We start from the raw sequence: 20,971 nt of genomic DNA, 5'->3' as shown, positions 1-20,971 counted from the left end.
GCGATGACGCATATCGTGTCGCGCCACGTGCGCGTGATTCCGGGTGAGGCGGACACTGGCACGGCCGACGACGCCGCCGCGCGTTCGGCTTCGCGCGGACGCGGGTTCGACTACGCGTCGCTGCTCGGACGCAGGCGGGCCGTGCTTCGCTTGAATCATCAGGGCGATGCGCACGCCGGTGCTGGGTCGCAGGACGATCCCTCGGCGCACGACGCCGAAGCCGTTGAGCACGCATCGATCCCGGCCGCACCGCAGCCGTTCTTTTCTCACGACGAAGGCAGCAGCCCGCAAACGGCGGAAGACGCCGCCGGTTCCCGCGCGAACGGCGCGGCGAGCGCGGGCCACACGCCGTTGCCCGAACGCCTCGCGATCGGCTCGCGGGTCGAGGACGCCGCGCAGCCCGTCGTCTCTGCGGTGTATCGGCAGCAGCAGCGCTTCGTGCAATTGCTCGGCTCGCTGGCTCGCGAGATCGGCGCGTTTTGCGGCGATCCGTCGATTGCCGAAGCGGGCAACTGGGAAGTGCAACTGCCGCTCGATCAGAAACTGCTGCCGCAGACCACGCTGTATCTGACGCTTTCGCGTTTCAGTCTGCAGCTTCGGTTCGACACGACGGATACCGTCGCGAGGCAATTACTCTTGGAACACAGCGCACTGCTCGAGCGAGAACTCGACACCTTGCTGCGCGCGTGGGGTGAAGCCCGCGACATCGAACTCACTGTCTGGTGACAGATTCTCCGCGCATGATCTATCCGCTCGACGAGCCGACGACCGAAGACGAAGCCATCGCCGATCCGCATGCGGCCGGTAAGCCTGCGCGCGCGGCGGAATTGGCAGGGTTGTCAGGCGCGGCGGTGCGCGGTGAGGCGCGGCTAGCGGCGAGTGCTGCCCCCGTGGTCGCAGCGACAGCCACGGCGGCAGTCTCGGAGCACGCTCGCGCTTCCGGCGAGACGCACGACGCGCCGATCGCGCCGCTGAACATGCCGGCCATCACACGCGCCGCTGCGCGGATCACGCGAACCGTCTGCGATACGCGGCTGGCCGAACATCTGCACACAACGCTCGGCATCACCGAATGGCAAGCGTCGCTGACCGGCACGCGCAGCTTCGATGCCTCGTACGTTGACGCCGGTGTCGTCGACCTGATGCTCGCGTCGCCTGACGGCGGCGCGGCGGTCAGCCTGCATCTGGCGCTCGATCTGCATGCGTACCCGGCGCTGTCGATAGCCGCGTGGCCGGACAGCGACGCGCTGAGCGCGAAACCGCCTGCCGATGCCGCCTTGCGCCAGGCCGTGGCGGGCGTCGTGCTGGAGCCGTTGCTCGCGCGACTCAATAACGCCGGCTTCAAGGACGCACGCGTCGCCGATGTGCGCCGTGGACGTCTCGACAATACGCGTCCGTTGCGCGAGCACATGGCCGGGACTCATGTCGCCGCACCGGTAATCGCACTGTCGTTCGTGCTTGCCGGGCGCCACTATCAGGCCGCGCTGCGCGCGCCTACTGTGTGCTACGACCTGCTCGACCGACTACTGCATACCAGCGCAGCGGCGCAGGTTTCGAGCACCGCCGTCACCGCCAACACCGCCAACACCGATCCGCGCGCAGCCTCCGCGTCAAACGATCAGCCGCCCTATGCCGCCGTCCAGGTCGACGTGCCGGGCAGCCTGATCCTCGGCATCAAGCGTTTGCCAGTGGACACGCTGCATGCGCTCGAACCCGGCGACGTGCTGTTACGCGCCACCTTCCCCTCGCTCGATGCGGCGCTGCCCGGCACATCGCACGACCCCTCTGCCCCCCGCGCGCGGCTGCGTGCCGTCGCCGCGTGGGGAACCCCCGGGCTCACCCGTGTGTGTGCCGCTGTGGAAATCGACGGGCAAACGCTCGTCATCGTCAAGGAGCCGAACATGTCAGAAGAGCTGGACCCGGCGAGCGCCGACGCCGGGCTCGCCATCGACGACCCCGCCGATCCGATCCGGATCGGTGAGCTCGAGCTGCCCGTGCAGTTCGAGATCGATACGGTGGCCTTACCGCTCGCCCAGTTGTCGGCGCTCGGCCCAGGTTATGTGCTCGAACTGCCCGTCCCCGCGGCAGACGCCCAATTGCGGCTCGTCGCGCATGGCCAGACCATCGGCTATGGCGAGCTGGTGACGGTCGGCGAGCATCTCGGTATCCGCATCATTCGCATGGCGCACAGGCATGGTCCAATTCAGTGATATCACCGGGCTGCTGCTGGTCGTCGTCGCGATCAGCCTGCTGCCCTTCGTTGCAATGGTCGTCACCTCCTACGCGAAGATCGTCGTCGTGCTCGGGCTATTGCGCAATGCGCTCGGCGTGCAGCAGGTGCCGCCGAACATGGTGCTCAACGGCATTGCGATTCTCGTCTCGATCTACGTGATGGCGCCGATCGGCATGCTCGCCGCGAAAACCCTCGAAGGCCAGCAACTCGCGACCCAACCGTCGCAAGCGCTGATCCAGGCGTTCGGCGCGGCGCGCGAGCCGTTCCGCGCATTTCTCGTCAAGCACACCAACGAGCGGGAGAAACGCTTCTTCCTGCGCTCGGCCTCCGTCGTATGGCCGAAGGAAGAAGCCGCGCAGATCAAGGAAGACGATCTGATCGTGCTCGCGCCCGCCTTCACGCTGACGGAAATGACCGACGCCTTCAAGATCGGCTTTCTGCTGTACATCGCGTTTATCGTGATCGATCTGATTATCGCCAACGTGCTGCTCGCGATGGGCCTGAACCAGGTCACGCCGACCAACGTCGCGATTCCGTTCAAGCTGCTGCTTTTCGTGGTCATGGACGGCTGGTCGACGCTGATTCACGGCCTCGTGATGTCCTACAAATAGCGCGGATTCGCCTTCGGAGAGCCAGATGGAAATCGATTCGCTGATCCGCTTCACGACCGAAGGCATGCTGCTGTGCCTGACCGTGTCGTTGCCGGCGGTGATCGTCGCGGCCGTGGTCGGCCTCGGCGTGTCGTTCCTGCAGGCGATCACGTCGATGCAGGATCAGACCTTGTCGCACGCGGTCAAATTGATTGCGGTGACGGTGGTGATCGTGGTGGCCGCGCCGCTGTCGTGCGCGGCGATTCTGCACTTCGCCAACGAAATGATGCAAGCCGCCGTGCCGCTTTGACGCGGCCCGTGCGCGCTAATTCGCGAGGCGATCGATATGAGCCGCATCTCTCATCAGGGTAACGACGCGGCGGCGGCGCACGCGCAGCACACCGCCGACGCGCAGCAGAAATCGGCCAACGCGCAAGGCGCGCGCAACGGCGCGCAGTTCGCGGCGCTGTATCGCGGCACGACCAATTTCACGTACGGGTCGGACGCGCAGCGTGGACCGTCGGTCAGTTCGGTGCGCGCGAAACGCATGGCCGACCAGCTGGCACGCAAGCGTCGCGCGGCCAAGAAACAGCGCAGCAATGGCGCCGGTCTCGACGACGACGGTCCGGACGACGCCGAAGCGAATCACGCGGAAGGCCACAAGGTGAACCGCGACGGCGGCGGACGCGGCGGCGGCGGTGGCCAGTCGCAAGGCGATCACGGCGACGAACACGGCACCGGCGCGGCGCCCGCGATCAAGGCGCGCGGCGACCGCGGCGCAGTGCCTCCGCCACCGTCCGGCCGGCTCGACGCGGTCGCCGCGCAGTATGCGCAGCCGGGTCAGGAAAGCGCGCGCGCCGCCGCGGTGCGCGACGCGTGGCGCGGCGACATGCTGAGCCTGCGCGGGCAACTGGCCGCCAATCCACAGATGCAGCTCGACGCGCGCGTGCTCGAACAGTCGATCGATCTGCTCGGGGTGCAGCAGCGCATCGGCAGCATTCCGGCGGCGCTGCCGGGGGCGAATTCGGGCGTCGCCGCGCTGCGTGAGCAGGCGGGTGGCGCGGGCGCGCAAGGGGTGACGCGGCTGCCGCCGCCTGAGCGGGTGCAGCGCTTCAACCTGCTGTTTCCGCTGTTGTGGCTGCATGCGGATAAACCTGCGACGGCGACGCAACGCGGACGGTCGATCGATACCTTGTGTGGGCTGCGTGGTGGTGTGCTTGGGCGGACGGCCGGCGGGGCGGCTGGCGCGGCTGGCGCGGCTGGCGCGGCTGGCGCATCTGGCGGTTCCGGTGCATCCAGCGTTCCCGGTTCATCCGGCTTGCCCGGTGCATCCGGTGCATCCGGTGCGCGAGGCGCCGCATACCACTCCGCCGCCGCAGGCAGCCCTCATGCCGCCGCCTCCGACGCGGCGCCATCGTCCCCACGTCGCGCCTTTCCCGGCGGCAGCCGCTAGTCATTTGCGGCACGGCTTCGCATCCCATGCGGCACCTTCGCATTCTCGCGGCGGCGCGCCACATCGCGCAGCTACATTAAATACGATCGAGCCGGCCGAGCCGCTCAAGTCGCGCGCCCCTCCGGCGCCCTTCCCACCCAACCTGTGCGAGCACGATGAAACTGCTGCGGATACTGACGGGCGTTCACGCGGGAGCGCAGTTGCAGCTCACGCCGGGCACGCATCGCGTCGGCGCCGACGACGATGCCGACATCCGCCTCACCGACTGGCGCGGCGCGGATGCGCTGTTGCACGTCGACGCGAGCGGCGTGGTCAGCGCGCAGCGCGTCGCCAGTGCCGCCGCCGTCCCGGCGGCGCAGACCGTGGAAGGCCACACCACCGCGCCGTCCGCGGCCGAGGAAGTGGTGCTGCTGGTGGACTTCGTGCCGATGCAATTCGACGACATGATCCTGTGCATCGGCGCGGACGACGCGGCATGGCCGTCCGACCTCGACCTGCTGTCGATGCTGCTGGCGCGGCCCGCCGAAGCGCGCTTCGCCGCCGAACGCAAGAAGCGGCGCCGTTACGTCGGCGCCGTGGCGGCGTGCTTCGTGCTGGGTATCGTGATCGTCGCGGGTTCGCTGCTGACCACCACGCAGATGAGCCGCGCCGCCCTGCCGCGCAATGCCGACGACCGCGCGCAACGCGTCGGCGAGGCGCTGGCCGCGGCCCATCTGAGCGGCCTGCAGGCGCACGCGGTCGGCAACACGGTGGTGGTGACCGGCATGGTCACGAGCCCCGCCGACGACGATGCGGTGCGCACCCTGCTGGCGCGAGTGTCGCCGGGCGGCATGGCACGCAACTACGACGTCGCGCAGAACGACGCACGCAGCATCGAGGATTCGCTGGGCGTGGCGGGCGCGCATGTCCGCTATCTCGGCGACGGCAACTTCGCGATCACCGGTGCCGTCAGCAGCCGCGCCGATCTCGACGCCGCGCTGGCGCGAGTGCGCGCCGATCTGGACGCGAACGTGAAAAACATCGTGGTGCAGGTGGCGGAAAACGGCAACGTCGTCGCGGGCGGTGCCGCGCCCGCATCGTATTCCGAAATGATTTCCTCCGACGACGTCCGCTATGCGCAGACACCGGACGGCGTCAAACATATTTACGCCGTCGACCCGCCCGCGTCGGACAGCGAGGCGAACGTGGCCAGCGTGGCGCCCACGGCCAGTGCGCATGCGAGCGCCAACACCATTGCAAGCGCCGACACGAGTGCCAGTAAAACCGCCAAGGCCAACACGGCGCCGAACGGCAAGGCCAACGCGAACAACGCCGCCAACACCGCGATCGTCGACAACGACACCGTCACCCGCAGCGCGGCCGGCGCCGTGCCGCTGCCGAACCCCGCGACATTGCCATCGGCTCAATCCCACGGTCCGGCAAGCTGACCCGATAACCGCCCTTGCCCCGTTCTATCAGGAGATCGACATGTACGAGCAACTCGAAGCCCACGCCAGCGCATTCAACGATTTGCAGAAGACCCTCGCCGATCCGGCCGGCACGCCGAAAGTGGACGCGATCCGCCAGTCGCTCGAAGCGACCGCGCAGCGGATCAGCGAAACGCAAGGGGCCACCGACCTCGATCGCAACAATCTGGCCAAGCTGTATCGCGGCTTTCTCGCTGCGTCGCGCGTGATTGCGCGGCTGCAGGAAAAACAGGCCGGCGCGCACGCCTGACAGGGCGGCGCAACGGCTCACCGTCATCCCGGCGCGGCAGCGCCGGCGCGACGGGCAACGCGCTTGTCGCGGCGGTGTGGCTCACCTGGGCAGCCGACGCGGCGGCAGGTCTCGATGTAGGCCACTCCCACTCTTTATCCCTAGTCACTGGAGGTTCTTATGTCCGTAGGAAGCGCAGGCGGAATGATGGCTGGTCTCACGCAGGAAATGGACCAGATGACGATGATGTCCGCCCAGATGCAAGTCGAGCAAAGCATGTATTCGTCGGTGGCGAACATTGCGAAGAGCGGTGCAAGCAACGTCAAGGATGCGTCGCGCGGCAGCTAAGCGTCGCTGACGCGGGCCGCTCGCCAACGGCGGCGGTTCGCATGCGGCCGGCCCCGTTTCTGTTTCCGACGGGCGCCGGCCGTGTCTTGTGTGCGCTTCGTTTTTTAGTTTGTTCGCCCGGCGCCGCGACGCGGCTTGCCGGGGCATCCGGTTGAGCAGCACGCGCAACCGCCACGCAAGGTACGAGGATGAGCAGCGAGCGTTACACCAGCCTGATCACGGATCTGTGCGCGGTCGTCGGTCTCGGCGACGCGGACCCTGTGCTGCGCTCACGCTCGATCGAAGTTGAAGGCTTCGACGTGCGGCTCGACTACTTCGAGCGCGACCTCGACGCGATGTACGCGAATTTCCATTTCGGCACGGTCACCGCCGGGCGCACGCTCGTCGTGTTCCGGCTGATGCTCGAGGCCAACCTGTTGATCTATGCGCAGGACCAGGCGCAACTGGGACTCGACACGGACACCGGCGGCGTCGTGCTGGTGTTGCGGCTGCCGTTCGCCGACGACCTCGACGGCAATGCGCTGGCCGATCTGCTCGCGCACTACGCGGAGCACGGCCGCTACTGGCGGCAAAACATCGTGGAATCGAGCGACGAGATGTTCGAGGGGATCGCCTCGGGAGAGTTTTTCTGGTTGCGGGCCTAGTGGCCTGAAGGCGGCTCCGGGAATGCACGAAGAAGCCGCCCTCAACGCACACGTCAGCCCTTCGACGCTTCCTCGATATTGCGTGCGCCCTGCTTCATCAATTCCGCAATCTGATTGACCGCCGCCTGCTCCAGTTGCATCACGCCGCCGAGCACGTTCAAGCCGGCCTCCGCCATCCCCGTGACGCCGTTCGCCGTATTGGCCATGCCTTGCGAAAACGCGCCCATGCGGCCGGCGCGGCCCTGCATATTGGCCGCGAGCTTCTGCGGCATCGCGGCCGCGGCGGAGGTGGCCGCCGTCGCCGCCGACGACACCTTGGCCGCGAACGACGCGCGCGCGCCCTTGCCCGCTGCCGCCGTCGACGCATTGCCGCCGTTGCCGGCCAGCGCGTTCAGCTTCGCATCCGCTTGCGGACCGGCGTGCGGCGTACCGCCGGCTGGCTGACCGTGGTCCGTCGCGGGTGACGGCGAAGTATGCGATTCGTTGAGCGGCAACGCGCCGCTGGAACGTCCGATCGAGGGGGAATTCGGCATGGTGCGGGCTCCTGGTGTGAATGTGCGCCGCACGAGCGAAGCACGGAACAACGACATCGAACGGGCATCCTGATCGACCTTACAACCCACGCGCTAAGCCTGCCGGCGCGATGCGAACCCGGGTGCGCGGATGCGAAGCGCCAGGCGGCGCCGGCAACGCCTCCGCGAGCGCCCCGGTGTTCGCAACTCTTGACGCCGGTTCGCGGCCGGTCGTGTACGAGTCACACGGCAGCGGCACACTGCACGGACTCGTCGCTCAATCGGAGTCCGACTCATGCGCCTCATCCCGCTCGATAGCATCGACACGCCGCTTCTGCGGCTGCGTCCGCTGACCCCCGCCGACGCCCCCGCCCTGTTCGACCAGATGCTCGGCGACGCCGACACGATGCGCGATCTGCCGGTGTTGCGTCAGACTGGCGTGAGCCAGACGGAGGGCTTCATCGCCGAGGCGCTGCGCGGCTGGGACGACGGCAGCCTGATTCGCTACACGCTCGAATGCAAGGAAACCGGCCGCCTGACCGCGCTGATCGAATTGAAGCCGACGCTGCCGCGCGTCGAACTCGGCGTCATCATCAGCCGTCACGGTGGCGCGCGGCGACGCCGGGCCGGCGTGCTGGCGCTGCAGGAATTGATCGACTGGCTGATCGAACAGCCCGGCGTGTACCGCGTCTTCGCGTGCTGCGCGGTGGACGGCGCGGCGCACAGTTCGATGGAGCGGCTCGGCTTCGTCAAGGAAGCCTTGCTGACCAACCACGAACCTCGCCCGAATCGCAGCCTCGTCGCGGCCGACAGTTATCTGTTCGCCCTGACGCGACCGGCACCCGTGCCGCCGGAACCGGCAAGCGAAGGCGCCGCATGGCTGCGCAACACCATGCAATGGAGCCTCGAAGATGCCTGACGCGGCACGACGAGGCGAACGACACCGCCGTGAATTCGAAGAAGTGTTCGCAATGCAGGCAATTGTTCACTTATCAGGCGATAATACAAAGGTCTGACGAAAGGCCGCACGGCATGGCCGCACGGCGGCGATTCGATACGCATGCCTTGCGAGACCCCCTCGCCGGTGGACCGAAACACTACTACGCCGGAGACCCATCATGTCGCTACCGCGGCTCACTGGTCAGGTCATCGCTTTTTCGCGATTCTGGCTCGCACGCGACGTGGGCCTGCTGATATCCGACGGCGCCGTCATCGAACTGGGCGGCCGCTCGTTCGCCATGCTCGCGGCCTTGCTCGACGCCCGCGGCCGCGTGGTGTCGACCGCCGAGTTGCGCGAACTCGTCTGGCCGGGCAGCACGATCGACGCGAACACGGTGCAGGCGCAAATTTCCGCGATCCGCCGCGCGCTCGACGACGCGCGAGATCTGATCGTCACCGTCGCCGGTCGCGGCTATCGCTTCGCGGGTGAAATCCGCGTGCTCGACACGCCCGATGCCGGACTCGATCTCGCCGCGGCGAATGCGGGCAGCATTGCGGCCTCGCTCGCCAACTCGTTTGCGGCGAGTGAAACGGCCGGCCCGTCGGCTACCGCCACGCTCGCGTCGAGCTCGGCGTCCACGTATGGCGCAACGTTTGGCGCGACCCGATCGGGCTCGTCGTCGGGCTTCTCCTACGGTGCCCAGTTCGGTGCGCAATTCGGCACGCCATCCGGCGCACAACCCGGTTCGCCGTTCGGCGCGCAACTCGGTATCCCGTCCGGCGCGCGGTCCACGTCCGCTCCCGCCGCGGCGTGGGACGCCCCGCTGGCATCGCGCCTCACCGCCGCGTCGGCCGCTTCCAGCGCGTCGACCTTACCCGCGTTTCCCGCGCTGATGCCGACCAGCGCGAGCGCCTCGCTGCGTTCGCAAAGCATCGATCCGTCGCCGTTCATCGGCCGTCATGCCGAGTTGTCGGAATTGCTCGCGCTGGTGCCCACGCGCCGCATCGTGACGCTGACGGGTGCTTCCGGCGTCGGTAAAACGCGTCTGGCCATCGAAGCCGCGAGCCACCTCGGCCCGCAATTTCCCGACGGCGATTTCTGCGCGGCGCTGGTTTCGCTCGCGCAACCCGATCGCGTGGCCAACGCGATCGGTGCGGCGCTCGGCCTGGAGCCCACCGGCGACCAGACCACCTCGGCCAATCTGGCCGCGCAGATCGGCGAGCGGCGCCTGCTGCTGATCGTCGATCACTGCGACCATCTGAGCGAAGCGGCGGCGGCCCTGATCGATACGCTGGTCGCGAACACCACCGGCTTGCACGTGATTGCGACATGCGAATCGCCGCTGTTCATCGGCGGCGAAGCGGCGGTGCCGGTGGCCGCGTTGCGCGTGCCGCCCGAACAGACCGACGAAACGCCCGCCACGCTCGACTACGACGCGTTGCGGCTCCTGTTCACCCGGCTTGCGCACTGTCTGAAAGCGGCGGCTTCGCAGGCGCCGCTGGCCGACGTGAGCCAGCTCGCGCCGGCCACCTTCGCGGCCGCGGCGCTGATTTGCCGGCGTGTGGACGGCGTGCCGTTCGCGCTCGAACTGGCGGCGGCGACCATCGCCGGTCAGGTGCGCAGCGGCATGGCGCCGGAAGACGCCATCGTCGCGTTCGCGCGCGAACTCGACACGGTCATGACCCATCGCGGCGGCGGCCGCCGCATCGTGCTGCCGCGCGCGGCGATCGTCCACGTGATGCTCGATCTGTCGTACGCCGCGCTCGAAGCGCCGACTCGCACGATGCTGCGCCGGCTCGGCATTTTCGCCACGGCGTTTTCGCACGACGCCGCCTACGAAATGCTCAGCGCGTTCGGCAGCGATTACGGTCTCGAACCGCCCGAGGGACGGCAACTGGAACACCAGCTGCATACGTTGATGGACGCCGGGCTCGTGAATGCGGTCGATTGCGACGGCACCTTGCGACTGCGCCTGCCGCCCGCCGTGCGTCGTTTCGCGCTCGACGCGCTGGAGCGCAATCGCGAAAGCGCCGAGGCGGGCCTGCATCATGCGCAGTTCGTCGCTCGCGATATGGCGCGCCGGTTCGGTGCGGGCGTCGCCATGGCCACGGCGCACAGCCGCTACGATATCGACGCGTTGCGCGCCGCGCTGGAATGGGCCGTCTCCGTGGACAAAGTGGAGTTGTGCACCGAGCTGCTCGACAACACGGCCCCGATCTGGGCGGCGCTCGCGCTGGTCGACGAATACATCGGCTGGGTGCGGGCGGTGCTGGCGCGGGTGGACAGCGTGTCGATGCGGCGCATCCGCGACGAAATGCGGCTGCGCGCCGTGCTCGCGCGGGCGCTGATGCTCAAACGCCGCGCGTCGGCGGAGATCGTCGAGAGCTGGCAGCGCACCTACGAACTCGCCAACATCTGCGCCGATACGCCGTACCGGCTGCGCGCGCTGTTCTGCCTCGTGATGTGCGCGCTCGACGTCGGCGAGATCAAGCATTGCCGGTGGCTGTCCGGCCAGTTCAGCGAGATTGCGCCCGTCGCGCGCAGTCCGGTGGTGAGCATCAACGCACGGCGGATCGAAGGCATCGTTACGGCGTATGGCGGCGATTTCGACACCGCGCTCCGTCTGCTCGCGCCGGTGATCGGACTCACTGACGAAGCCGACGGCGTCGACGAAGAGATGAACCGCGAGGCCAATGCCGTCGCCACCAGTTACGGGCTCTCGCTGCATCTCGTGGCGCGGGCGATTCACGCCGTGACGCTGTGGCTGGTCGGCGAACCGCAGACGGCCGCGCCGCTGCGCGTGACGATTCGCGATCCCGCCGACGAGAGCGAACCGCTCGCGTGCTGCATCGCGCTTAGCCTCGCCTGCGCGCTCGCCGCACTCGACGACGACATCGCGCTCACCGAGTCCTGCGCCGCGGCACTCGTGACGCGGGCGCGCGCGGCGGGCGTCAAACGGTGGCTGCGCGTCGGTCTCGATTTCCAGCTCTGGCTCGATGCCCGGCGCGGCGACGAGGAAGCCGCGCGGCGGCTGATCGGCGGCGCGGCGAAACGCATCGCGCGCGAACGCGTGCAGGTGCCCGACATCGCCTTCATCGCGACGCTGTTGCCGCGTGTCGCGCTGGACGGCGCGCCGGAACTCGCGGCGTCGCTCGGTGCAACGTTGCGCGATGCCGTGACACGCAGCGAGCGAACCGGCGAGCTCTGGTACGTGCCGGAGTTGTTGCGTCTGGAAGCCATGGTGCGTTTGCGCGGCGGCGACGATCCGGGCACCGTGCGACCGCTGCTCGAACGCGCGCTGCAACGGGCGCGGCAGCATGGCGCGCAACGGCTGGCGCTGCGTATCCGCGTCGATCTCGAAGCGCTGGAGGCATCGGCCGGCGTGGGGCTGCTTCGCGTGCGGTGACGTTGCTTCGCCCGCTGCGCGGGGGTGTCATACGCGCTGCATACCGTGGGTTCAACTGCCGCTCGTTGAACGCCACTCGCCATGTCCGACATCCATGCCGTACCGCCGCGCGTGCCCCGCACGCCGGAAACCGAAGCAGCCGCGGCGCCGGCTCATCAGCCCGGCGAAGCACCCGCCGCGACGCCCGCCGGTGCGCCACAAGCGCGGCCGCTGGTCGACGATACCCTGCTGGGCCGGCTCGGCAATAGCCTGACGCGAACCGGTGCGCGACTCCGGGCAAGCAAGTTCGATGTCAGCACCGCGCTGTCGCAAGCAAACCGGCACGGCAAGCCGTTCGCGCCAGCGGATTTCACCGCCGATGGCGAGCGGTATCCGGCTAAACCGGTGGCAGGGTCGACGGTGGCCGCCACGCCGCTGGCGAGGAGCGAGCGGCAGGGGCGTCAGGCGCTTGGGAAGACGGCGCGCGCTTCGGGGGCTTCGGGGGCTTCTGCTTTTGCAACAGCGGCCTCTTCGGCGCCGCCTGCTTCGGCTCCGTCCGTCGCGGCGGCTGCGCGCAACGCCGCTCCCGCCGCCGCACACGAACAACCCGCCTCGACGATCCCGCTCGACGCCATGGCCGGCGAAGCCGCCTTGCGCGAGTACGTCGGCCATCAACTCCCCGCCCCGGCCAACGATCTGCTCTCGCAGGCCACCCTCGCGCATCGACTGAACGCGTTAGGCGGCCCCGACGCCGCGTTGCCGGCGAGCCGCGGCGCGCTCGTCGCCCAGGCCCTGCACGGCGCGACGATCGGCGACGCGCGCAGCGCCAACGACGTGCTCGATGCACTCGAACAGCTCGACTTCGCGCAGATGCACACCGCCCGTTCGAGCACGCCGGCCGAAGCCGGCGCATGGCAGGTCGCGCGCACGCTGGCGCGCACCGACGCCGGTTTCGACGCGCTCAACCAGTTGCGTCATCACGGCCCGCCGCCGCCTGGCACCGCGTCGACCCAGCTCGCGCAACGCATGATGCTGCAAGCCGCCGACGCGCTCGATCCGCCGCTGCACGGGGCGGGCCCCGCGCAGGATCCGGCGCCCGCGTCGGTCGCCGCCCGCGTCGCGCCTGCCGCGGGCACGCCTGTCGGCGACACCCCGCTCGCCTGGCAAGCCTACGACGCGGCAGCGACGCTGACCACGCAAGGGCGCGGCGCGTTGAACGCCGATCAGAAAGGCGCGTTCTTCGCGTGGCGTCAAAACTTCCGCGAAGACGGACGCGGCAGCGATCTGTCGCAGGCTCGCGAGCGTTTGAACAAGTTTTCCGCGAAGACCATCGACCGGGTCGGCGAAAACCGCTGGAAGAGTTTTTTCCCACGGCTCGTCGGCAAACGCAGTTCGCCGCTGTCGGCGCTGCGCTTCGGCACGCAAGGCGTGCCGCGCAAGACCGTCGCCGCCGAACAGGCCCGACTGGAAGACGGCATGCGCCAGGCCTTGGCGCCGTTGTGCGAGCGCCCGGAAATGCGCGCGGCGGCGGCGCTGTCGCACGCGCGTCCGGAGCAGTCGATCGCCGAGCTCGCCGCGCTGCATGTCTGGCTCGAATCAGGCGGCTTTCCGAACGGCCGGCTCGACGCCGCCCAGTTGCATCAGGTCACCGAGCGCGCGCGGCAGTTGTGCGCGGAACTGCAGCCACGCGACGTCGGTTCGCCCGCCACGCTCGACCGTCTGCGCACCGAGACCACGCGCTGGGCCAACACCGACCCGCACACGCTCGCGCGCGGCAAGCCGTTCAAATCGATCGCGAAACAGCCGTTCAATCTGGAGCGGCTCGCGTCATGGGGCAAGGTGGCGAAGGTGCCCGCCGATTCGCCGTTCTGGACCCAGGTGTCGTCGCTGAAAGATCGGGCGCGCCCGCCCACGCCGGCGGCCGACGCGGAGAGCGCCGGCGCGGTCCGGCAAACGCTCAAGGACGTCGCGCACGACCTGCAATCGAGTTCGCGGCTGCGTCTGACCGACGGCAGCCGTATCGGCGTCAGCACGCGCGGGTTGTCGGCGAATCTCAGCAAGGTCCTGCACGCGGGCGCCGTGCCGATCGCGCCGCGCCTCGATCTGCGCGCGTCGAAAACGCGTGAGGCGGTGGTCGAATTGAGCCGCGGCACGCACGGCGTCGAGATGTTCGTCGGCACCGCCAGAACGCAGGTGCGGCATGCGGGCGTCGGCGTGCTGGTCGGCTATGACGTCGACGTCGGCCTGACCCAGGTGCGCGCGGGGCTGACCACCCAGGCCGTGCTGCATTCGCAGGAGTTGTCCGAACCGAGCGGCGTGTCGCTGCGCGTGGCGCGCCGCGTCAATCAGAACGGCACCGGCTACGACGACGGCGCGATGCGCGAGAAACTCGAAGGCATCATCGATCATGTGTTCGACGAAACGACCCAGGCGCACGGCGCGAATTCGGGTGGCGCGCGCGGCACCTGGAACCGGCTCGCCGAGCACTACTTCGACGATCCCGACGTGTCCGTCAGTTGGACCGATACGGTGGCGCGCACCGTCAAGCGTGGTGCATCCGCCGATCTCGGCGTGTCGGTGAGCGTACCGAAGGTCGGCTCGCCGTTTCGCGCGGGCGCCGCGCTCGGCATCGGCTATGAAAAGACCGCGAAGCAGACGCTGGATTCGGACGAGCAAAGCGGCCGCATGCAAGTCGAGCAGCATCGGGTAGGTGCCGGCTCGCGGCTGATCGGACGCCTGAGCGGCACGCTCAGTGCCACCCAATCGGTCGGCGCGCACGATTCGAGCCTGGGCGTGGGGCTCGTTTCGCTCGACGCGCCCTCCGCGAGCATGACGTTCGCCGACGACAGCCATCTCGCCAAAGTGCAACTCGTGCGCGAAAACGGCGCGCTGATGCATCGCGCGTGTCTGTTCGACACCGAGTATTCGAGCGCCGAGACCTATACGCGCGCGCTCGACGCGAGCCGCGATCAGTGGGTCGATCTGTTCGCCGAGCAGGCGCTTGCGGAGCAGGACGCCGAGCGTCGGGACGCGCAACTGAACGGCCGGCCGGCGCCGCAGCAACCGCCGGCGCGCACGGTGGCAGAGGAACGCCTCGACCGGCATCTCGGCGATGTGAAGGCGAACCGGCGGCCGAACCAGACCTACTTCCATCGGTATCGGCTCAGGCGTGGAGCGGCTAAGGAACTCGATCTGCTGGCGGCAATGTCGAAACAATTGCCGCCGGCGGAGACGGCTGCGGGGCACGCGCAGATCAATGCGAAGGTGGACGGGATTCTCAACGATCCGGCTTCGTGGATGCCGATCGAGTTGAAGGTCAAGGAACGCACCACGAGTACACGCAGTCCGGGGTTCAATTTCGCGTTGCAGTTGAATACGCAGACCAGCGCGACGGGTGACCGCGAATTGTTCGCGGAGAGTATTCCGTTTGCGCTGGTGGATCGGTTGGATGGGTAACCGGGGCGGTGCCGGCAGCATGGCCGCCCGGATCATGACCTCAGCTTCTCCGGCTACGAATGTTCGATCGAAGGCGACGTCTCGTCGACGCTCGACGTTCCGGCAACCGCCGCCTGCACATCGCTCGCCGGCCCCACGGTCACCAGCACACTGCAGCCGACCCGATCCAGCAACAGGCCGTCGTTCCTGCTGCCGCTCCACCAACGCGCCAGCCTGCTGGCACGACGGTGTCCGACGATGACCATATCGACCCCCAGCCTGTTCGCAAAGAATGGAATCTGATCCAACGGATCACCGATCGCGAAGTGCCCGATAGCCCGAATTCCGCGCGCGGTGAGCTTGTTCAAGCCTTCTTCCAGCAGACTTTTGGCTGACTCGGTGACGAGATCGACGGGAATCGCCGAGGTAATGTCGGCCCCTTGCACCCAGGCGGAATTGTTGAGTACACAAAGTACGTGTGTCTCCGCCTTCAGTTCCTGGGCGAGCGCCGCGCCGTCTTTCAGGGCGTGCTGTCCTTCGCGCGTTCCGTCGTAACAGAGAAGAATGCGATTGAAGGCCGCCATGTCATGTCCCCCTGCGCTGCGTCTGGGGCAGCGCGACAGTCTGTGTTCGTGAATGACGGCGCGGTATGCACCGGGCTATCCAATGCATAGCCGCCAGGCCGTTTCATCACGATCTCATTATATATCACTTCATGATATATATGCGAGAGGCCAATCCGTGTCGTGCGAGAAGCGCTCATGGTCTCCGGGAGCGAGTGTGGGCTACCGCCGCGGCATGCGATCCTCGACGTGCTCCGCCTCCCTGTTACGGGTCAGCGAGACACGAGTGTCGTGCGGTGTTCTGTTCGAGGTCGCGGATTTCCTCGCCGACTGAACCATGACAAACGCTATTGGAGTCCCGTCATGATGGATTTGCTGGTGCAGTTGGCCGTCGCCGCCGGTGTTCTGGCCATGGTGATCCTTCTGGTCGTCTCTCTCGAGCCTCGCGCGAACCTCAGGGAGCGCATTCTTCACGCCGGCGTGCGCCGCCACTGGTGGAACCGGCACCGGAATGGACACTAACTGCTGCAACGCGACCGATGCCGTATAACATCGAAAAGATTCGTATGTCGCACTAGAGGTTGGGCCAGAGAAAGAAAATATGGGCGCCATCTTTCTGACGATTGGCGGATGCTCCCTCGGCGAGCCCTCCTGTGTGCCACTTCTGGCCCGGTGAGCAACAGTCGCCCGGCCACTTCACGAGGACCAATGGGCCACCCGCCAGCATATCGAGCACGGTTGCGCCATACACCCCAAACACGGTCATCGGGACGTCGTCGAAATACGGGGTTGATCGCACCAACGGGACGAGCGCAGGTTTGGCCTGTTGCAATGAAACGTCCCGATCGCGTGCCCATGCGGTTACAACACTCGCAGGTTCGGCGACGTGGCCGGTCGCTCGGGCCGCAGCGGAGCAGCAAACTACCGGGAAAACCCACGCCGCCAGCATGATCGCGCTGCGCGGCCGCGACACAAGTCGTTTCATCAATCGGTCCTTCAACGGTACGCGGCGAAGCGTCGACAAGCGGACTGAACGTCTAAAGCCCCCAGATGATGTCCGCGTCGCTCTTGCGGGCTTCACGCATCATGTCCAGAAACGGCCAGGCCCGTTGCGAAAGCCCGTTGCGTGAGTCGCGACGATCGTGCGTCGAGCGGTGCAATATTTCGTGGCTCGCCTCCGCTGTCGCATCGTCAGAGATCGCGGCTTCCAGCCGTCCAATTGCGCCGGGCAGTTCGTCGTGCATGATGACGCCGCGATCCGCGAGACGCTTGCCGATCAGACCCAGCAAATACTGCGCGAGGTCCCGGAGCATGACCACGTCAGGCGACGCCGTCGATTGAAAAGTAATCAGCATGATGGCTCCCTTGTGAAAGGCACCTGGCAATCGTTCACTCGATCGGATGCCTACACGAATTGCCGGGCGAATCGATTTGCCCGCCTTCATTGTATATCACAACATGACATATTTGAAACGTACAAGGGATACAACCGCTGTGCGCTGCAACCGGTCAACGCGGCTCTTTATATCACGTTGCCATATAATTATGACCAGAGTGTATTCGCGTCGCCGGGGGTTCCCCGGTAATGTCGCCCCCGCACAATCGACAACCTCCTTTTCCTGCTCTATACCGTGTCCCGCTCCCTCGCTGTTCGCTGGCTGGCCAGCTTCATCCCCGCACCGGTCTCCGTGAGATGGCAGGAGCGCGCGCGTTCCTGCCTTGGCGCGCTGCTCGGCATCGCGTTCACCGGCGGCTCCATGCTTCTGCTGCTGGGCCCGGCGGCGAATATTCCACTGCTGGTCGCGCCCATGGGCGCATCCGCCGTCCTGCTGTTTGCCGTCCCCGCAAGTCCGCTGGCGCAACCCTGGTCGATCATTGGGGGCAATCTCGTGTCCGCTACGATCGGCGTGACCTGCGCCGGCGCAATCGCCGACCCGACTCTGGCGGCTGCGCTGGCGGTTGCTCTTTCGATCGGGGGCATGTTCGCGCTGCGCTGCGTTCACCCGCCCTCGGGCGCGGTCGCATTGACGGCGGTGTTGGGCGGCCCCGCCATTCACGCGCTGGGCTACCGGTTTGTCCTTGAGCCGATCGCGATCCAGTCGGCCGCGTTGCTCGCGGCGGCGCTCGCCTATCATGCCGCCACCGGCCACCGCTACCCGCACGCCGGGCGGCCGGCTCGCACCGCGACCGGCAGCCCGGCCGGCGAAACGTCGCGCGCCGGCTTTACCCGCGCGGATCTCGAGGCCGTTCTGAAGCGGCGCGGCGAGATGCTGGATATCGACCCTGACGACCTCGAATCGCTGCTGCGCGAGACGGAACTTCAGGCCTTCTCACGCAGCTTCAACGAACTGCGTTGCGAAGACATCATGTCCCGCAACGTGGTGTCGGTTTCCGCCGGCACGCGAGCGACGGCCGCGTGGGCGCTGCTGAAGCGCAACAAGGTCAAGGCGCTGCCCGTTACCGACAGCGAGCGCAACCTGATCGGCATCGTGACGCGGACCGATCTCGTCGACAAGCGGATTTTCGGCAAATTCACCCCGTTCGTCGCCTACCTCGACGGCTGGCTTCGAGGCGATGCGCTCCGCGCGCCGACCGCCGGCGGCGTGATGACGACCGAAGTTCGCACGATCGAAGCCACCGCGCCGATCACCGACCTCGTGCCGATTTTCGCGAACCATGGCCACCACCATATCCCGGTGCTCGACGCCGCGGGACATATGGTCGGCATGATTACGCAAGTGGATCTGATCTCCGGCCTCTACCAGCAAACCCTCATCAAGGCACATCAGATCGCGTGAAAACACGCTGGTCACCGGTTCGGCACCACGAGACGAATGTATCATTATGTGATACATTCGTCGTTTATTCGCAATGACGGACAGGCAATGAAAGTACGAGCCAATGGGTTGAGAAAAACCGACTTCGAGCAACTGTCGGAGTTTCGCTACCAGATGCGGCGCTTCGAACGGTTTTCGGAACAGGCCGCGCAGAGCGAAGGGATAACGCCGCTGCAGTATCTGTTGCTGCTGCATATCAAGGGCTATCCGGAACGCGACTGGGCGACCGTCGGCGAACTGGCGGAGCGGCTGCAGTCCCAGCATCACGGCGTCGTCGCGTTGGTGTCGCGTTGCGAGGCGCTCAGTCTGGTGCGCCGCCAGGTCAGCGAAAGCGATCGGCGCCAGGTGGAAGTTCACCTTGAAAAAGCGGGCGAGCGAGTCCTTTCCAGGCTCGCGGAATTGCACCGCGCAGAGTTGAAATCGCTCGAGGGCGCTTTCCAGATTCCACAGATCGACCTTGACTAACCATGAGCATGGATTCCCACAAGCGCGACTTTTCGGCCAATGCGCGGCTGCCCGGCATTTTCGCTCTGGCGGCCGGTATCGGCGTGGTGAGCACGCTGGCCGCCTTTGTATTGCTGAATCTGATTCATCTGTTCACCAATCTGTTCTTCTTCGGCACGCTGTCGTTCGTTGAACGTTCGCCCGCCACTAATACGCTCGGCCTTTGGGTCATTGGCGTGCCGGTGATCGGCGGTCTGATCGTCGGCCTGATGGCGCGGTATGGTTCCGAAAAAATCCGCGGGCATGGTATTCCCGAGGCAATCGAAGCGATCCTGTTCGGCAAAAGCAAAATGTCGCCGAAGGTGGCGGTGCTCAAGCCGCTGTCGTCCGGTATCGTGATCGGCAGCGGCGGTCCGTTCGGCGCGGAAGGTCCGATCATCATGACCGGTGGCGCGCTCGGTTCGCTGATCGCGCAATGCGTGAAGGTGACCTCGGCGGAACGCAAGACGCTGCTGGTGGCGGGCGCGGCCGCAGGCATGACCGCGGTGTTCGGCACCCCGGTCGCCGCCGTGCTGCTGGCGGTCGAATTGCTGCTGTTCGAATGGCGGCCGCGCAGTTTCCTGCCGGTGGCGGTGGCCTGCGCGGTCGCCGGTTTCGCCCGCGCCCTGTTCTTCGGCACGGGTCCGCTATTTCCTCTCGAAACAGCCGCACCGGACAGTTGGTCGCTGGTGTCCTGCGTGATCGCCGGGTTGTTGTCGGGCGCGTTGGCGTCGGGGCTTTCCGCGGCGCTGTACAAGACTGAAGACCTGTTCGGCAAACTGCCGATCCACTGGATGTGGTGGCCCGCGCTCGGCGGGGTTGTCGTCGGTATTGGCGGGTGGCTCGAACCGCGCGCACTCGGCGTCGGTTACGACGTGATCGGCGATCTGCTGCATCAGCACATTGCATTGCAGATCGCGCTCCTGCTGCTGGCCGTGAAAGCCGTCATGTGGGTCGTCGCACTCGGTTCCGGCACGTCCGGCGGCGTGCTCGCACCGCTGCTGATGCTCGGCGCGGGGTTGGGCACGGTGCTCTCGCACTGGCTGCCGGGCAATCAGCCTGCCCTCTGGCCGCTCGTCTGCATGGCAGCGACGTTGGGCGCAACGCTCGGTGCACCGCTCACGGCAATCGTGTTCGCGTTCGGCCTGACGCACGACAGCAATGCGCTGCTGCCGCTATTGACCGCGACGCTGGTCGCGCACGGCTTTTCGACGGTGGTGATGCGCCGCTCGATCATGACGGAGAAGATCGCACGCCGCGGCTATCACATCTATCGCGAGTACGGCGTCGATCCGCTCGAGCGTCACTACGTCGACGAGGTGATGACGGCCACGGTCGAGTCGATCGACGCCGGCATGACGGTCGGCGCGACGCTGCAGGAATTCTTCGGTGCCAATCAGGTGCGTCGCGCTTACCCCGTGGTACGCGAGGGCGCGGTTCTCGGCATGGTCGACCGGGCATTTCTCGAACGGTTCTGTCGCGAAGACGACGCGCTCGAACGGGCCACGATTCTCGCGCAGCTGTTCGATCGGATGCCGCCGGCCTTTGCCCTGCCGTCCGAAACCTGCCGGCTCGTCGCCACGCGACTGGCGGTCCACGGACTCGAGCGGCTGCCGGTCGTCGCCGACCAGAAGACCATGCGCCTTGTTGGGATCGTGTCGCGCAGCGATCTGGTCAAACCGTCACTGAGCCACTTCGAGGAAGAACATAAGCGGGAACGTTTCCGGCGTTTGACGCCGCCACGCGGCAAGCGGCGCTTTGCCCCGGTTGGAAAAACCGACTGAAAGCCGGCAAGGCTGGGGGCTGTGCGTGGCGCTAAGCGGAGGGAGGATAAAACCAGCATTGAAGCCAGA

20 protein-coding genes are annotated in these 20,971 nt (G+C 66.9%); 16 read left to right on the top strand and 4 right to left on the bottom strand.

Annotation, left to right across the window (positions count from 1 at the left end; genetic code table 11):
* The first annotated feature begins 3 nt into the window (after positions 1–3).
* The 9 genes from sctP (at position 4) to B0G83_RS07470 (ending at position 6,963) form a co-directional block, all read left to right on the top strand.
* Complete coding sequence (sctP, locus tag B0G83_RS07505) at positions 4–726, top strand: type III secretion system protein SctP (RefSeq protein ID WP_105506812.1); 723 nt, start codon at positions 4–6, stop codon at positions 724–726.
* Positions 723–2,210 carry a type III secretion system cytoplasmic ring protein SctQ gene (gene sctQ / locus B0G83_RS07500; RefSeq protein ID WP_258167763.1) on the top strand — a complete coding sequence of 496 codons (1,488 nt, stop codon included), beginning with the start codon at positions 723–725 and terminating at the stop codon, positions 2,208–2,210. Before sctP ends, sctQ begins: the two co-directional genes overlap by 4 nt.
* A complete protein-coding gene (sctR, locus tag B0G83_RS07495; protein ID WP_035546643.1) occupies positions 2,194–2,844 on the top strand; it encodes a type III secretion system export apparatus subunit SctR in 651 nt (216 codons plus the stop codon). The genes sctQ and sctR overlap by 17 nt, the downstream gene beginning before the upstream one ends.
* A 25-nt stretch (positions 2,845–2,869) precedes the next feature.
* The gene (sctS, locus tag B0G83_RS07490; protein ID WP_035546645.1) at positions 2,870–3,133 is read left to right on the top strand and encodes a type III secretion system export apparatus subunit SctS; all 264 of its coding nucleotides are present in this window, start codon (positions 2,870–2,872) and stop codon (positions 3,131–3,133) included.
* Between the two features lie 36 nt (positions 3,134–3,169).
* Positions 3,170–4,276 (top strand): hypothetical protein, encoded by a 1,107-nt coding sequence (locus B0G83_RS07485; RefSeq protein WP_105506810.1) that lies wholly within the window; start codon positions 3,170–3,172, stop codon positions 4,274–4,276.
* A 155-nt stretch (positions 4,277–4,431) separates the two neighbouring features.
* On the top strand, positions 4,432–5,703 hold the full coding sequence (locus B0G83_RS07480; protein ID WP_105506809.1) for a type III secretion protein: 1,272 nt from the start codon (positions 4,432–4,434) through the stop codon (positions 5,701–5,703).
* Between the two features lie 40 nt (positions 5,704–5,743).
* A complete protein-coding gene (locus tag B0G83_RS07475) occupies positions 5,744–5,992 on the top strand; it encodes a type III secretion protein (protein ID WP_105506808.1) in 249 nt (82 codons plus the stop codon).
* Positions 5,993–6,151: 159 nt separating this feature from the next.
* On the top strand, positions 6,152–6,319 hold the full coding sequence (locus B0G83_RS38505; RefSeq protein ID WP_167378473.1) for a hypothetical protein: 168 nt from the start codon (positions 6,152–6,154) through the stop codon (positions 6,317–6,319).
* 188 nt (positions 6,320–6,507) lie between these two features.
* Positions 6,508–6,963: a CesT family type III secretion system chaperone gene (locus tag B0G83_RS07470; RefSeq protein ID WP_105506807.1), complete on the top strand. Its 456-nt coding sequence runs from the start codon at positions 6,508–6,510 to the stop codon at positions 6,961–6,963.
* Positions 6,964–7,016: 53 nt separating this feature from the next.
* Here the strand turns inward: B0G83_RS07470 and B0G83_RS07465 are convergent, their stop codons facing one another.
* Positions 7,017–7,496, bottom strand: a complete 480-nt coding sequence (locus B0G83_RS07465; protein ID WP_105506806.1) for a hypothetical protein — start codon at positions 7,494–7,496, stop codon at positions 7,017–7,019.
* A gap of 274 nt (positions 7,497–7,770) precedes the next feature.
* On the opposite strand from B0G83_RS07465, the gene B0G83_RS07460 reads away from it, so the two are divergent.
* From B0G83_RS07460 to B0G83_RS07450, 3 genes are all read left to right on the top strand, one after another.
* Positions 7,771–8,394, top strand: a complete 624-nt coding sequence (locus B0G83_RS07460) for a GNAT family N-acetyltransferase (RefSeq protein ID WP_105506805.1) — start codon at positions 7,771–7,773, stop codon at positions 8,392–8,394.
* A 199-nt stretch (positions 8,395–8,593) separates the two neighbouring features.
* Positions 8,594–11,821, top strand: a complete 3,228-nt coding sequence (locus B0G83_RS07455; protein WP_105506804.1) for a winged helix-turn-helix domain-containing protein — start codon at positions 8,594–8,596, stop codon at positions 11,819–11,821.
* Positions 11,822–11,902: 81 nt separating this feature from the next.
* Entirely contained in the window at positions 11,903–15,256 is a 3,354-nt protein-coding gene (locus B0G83_RS07450) for an autotransporter (RefSeq protein ID WP_105506803.1), read from the top strand.
* A gap of 53 nt (positions 15,257–15,309) precedes the next feature.
* Here B0G83_RS07450 and B0G83_RS07445 read toward each other — a convergent pair whose 3' ends face one another.
* The gene (locus tag B0G83_RS07445; RefSeq protein WP_105506802.1) at positions 15,310–15,819 is read right to left on the bottom strand and encodes a universal stress protein; all 510 of its coding nucleotides are present in this window, start codon (positions 15,817–15,819) and stop codon (positions 15,310–15,312) included.
* A gap of 342 nt (positions 15,820–16,161) precedes the next feature.
* Here B0G83_RS07445 and B0G83_RS38500 point away from each other — a divergent pair, with 342 nt between their 5' ends.
* A complete protein-coding gene (locus B0G83_RS38500; RefSeq protein ID WP_181156747.1) occupies positions 16,162–16,320 on the top strand; it encodes a hypothetical protein in 159 nt (52 codons plus the stop codon).
* A 52-nt stretch (positions 16,321–16,372) separates the two neighbouring features.
* Here the strand turns inward: B0G83_RS38500 and B0G83_RS07435 are convergent, their stop codons facing one another.
* Both B0G83_RS07435 and B0G83_RS07430 read right to left on the bottom strand, forming a co-directional pair.
* Positions 16,373–16,783, bottom strand: a complete 411-nt coding sequence (locus B0G83_RS07435; protein ID WP_146120169.1) for a hypothetical protein — start codon at positions 16,781–16,783, stop codon at positions 16,373–16,375.
* A 52-nt stretch (positions 16,784–16,835) separates the two neighbouring features.
* Positions 16,836–17,153, bottom strand: a complete 318-nt coding sequence (locus B0G83_RS07430; protein WP_105506799.1) for a DUF1840 domain-containing protein — start codon at positions 17,151–17,153, stop codon at positions 16,836–16,838.
* 276 nt (positions 17,154–17,429) lie between these two features.
* On the opposite strand from B0G83_RS07430, the gene B0G83_RS07425 reads away from it, so the two are divergent.
* From B0G83_RS07425 to B0G83_RS07415, 3 genes are all read left to right on the top strand, one after another.
* Entirely contained in the window at positions 17,430–18,596 is a 1,167-nt protein-coding gene (locus B0G83_RS07425; protein ID WP_181156745.1) for an HPP family protein, read from the top strand.
* Positions 18,597–18,683: 87 nt separating this feature from the next.
* A complete protein-coding gene (locus B0G83_RS07420; RefSeq protein WP_105507199.1) occupies positions 18,684–19,100 on the top strand; it encodes a MarR family winged helix-turn-helix transcriptional regulator in 417 nt (138 codons plus the stop codon).
* A gap of 2 nt (positions 19,101–19,102) precedes the next feature.
* On the top strand, positions 19,103–20,902 hold the full coding sequence (locus tag B0G83_RS07415) for a chloride channel protein (RefSeq protein ID WP_105506797.1): 1,800 nt from the start codon (positions 19,103–19,105) through the stop codon (positions 20,900–20,902).
* Positions 20,903–20,971 lie beyond the last annotated feature (69 nt).

This window comes from Paraburkholderia sp. BL21I4N1 (genome assembly GCF_002973525.1).
In the GTDB taxonomy this organism is placed as follows: domain Bacteria; phylum Pseudomonadota; class Gammaproteobacteria; order Burkholderiales; family Burkholderiaceae; genus Paraburkholderia.
Note: the sequence above shows the minus strand (reverse complement) of the source record. Positions and strands in the feature narration are given on the sequence as shown.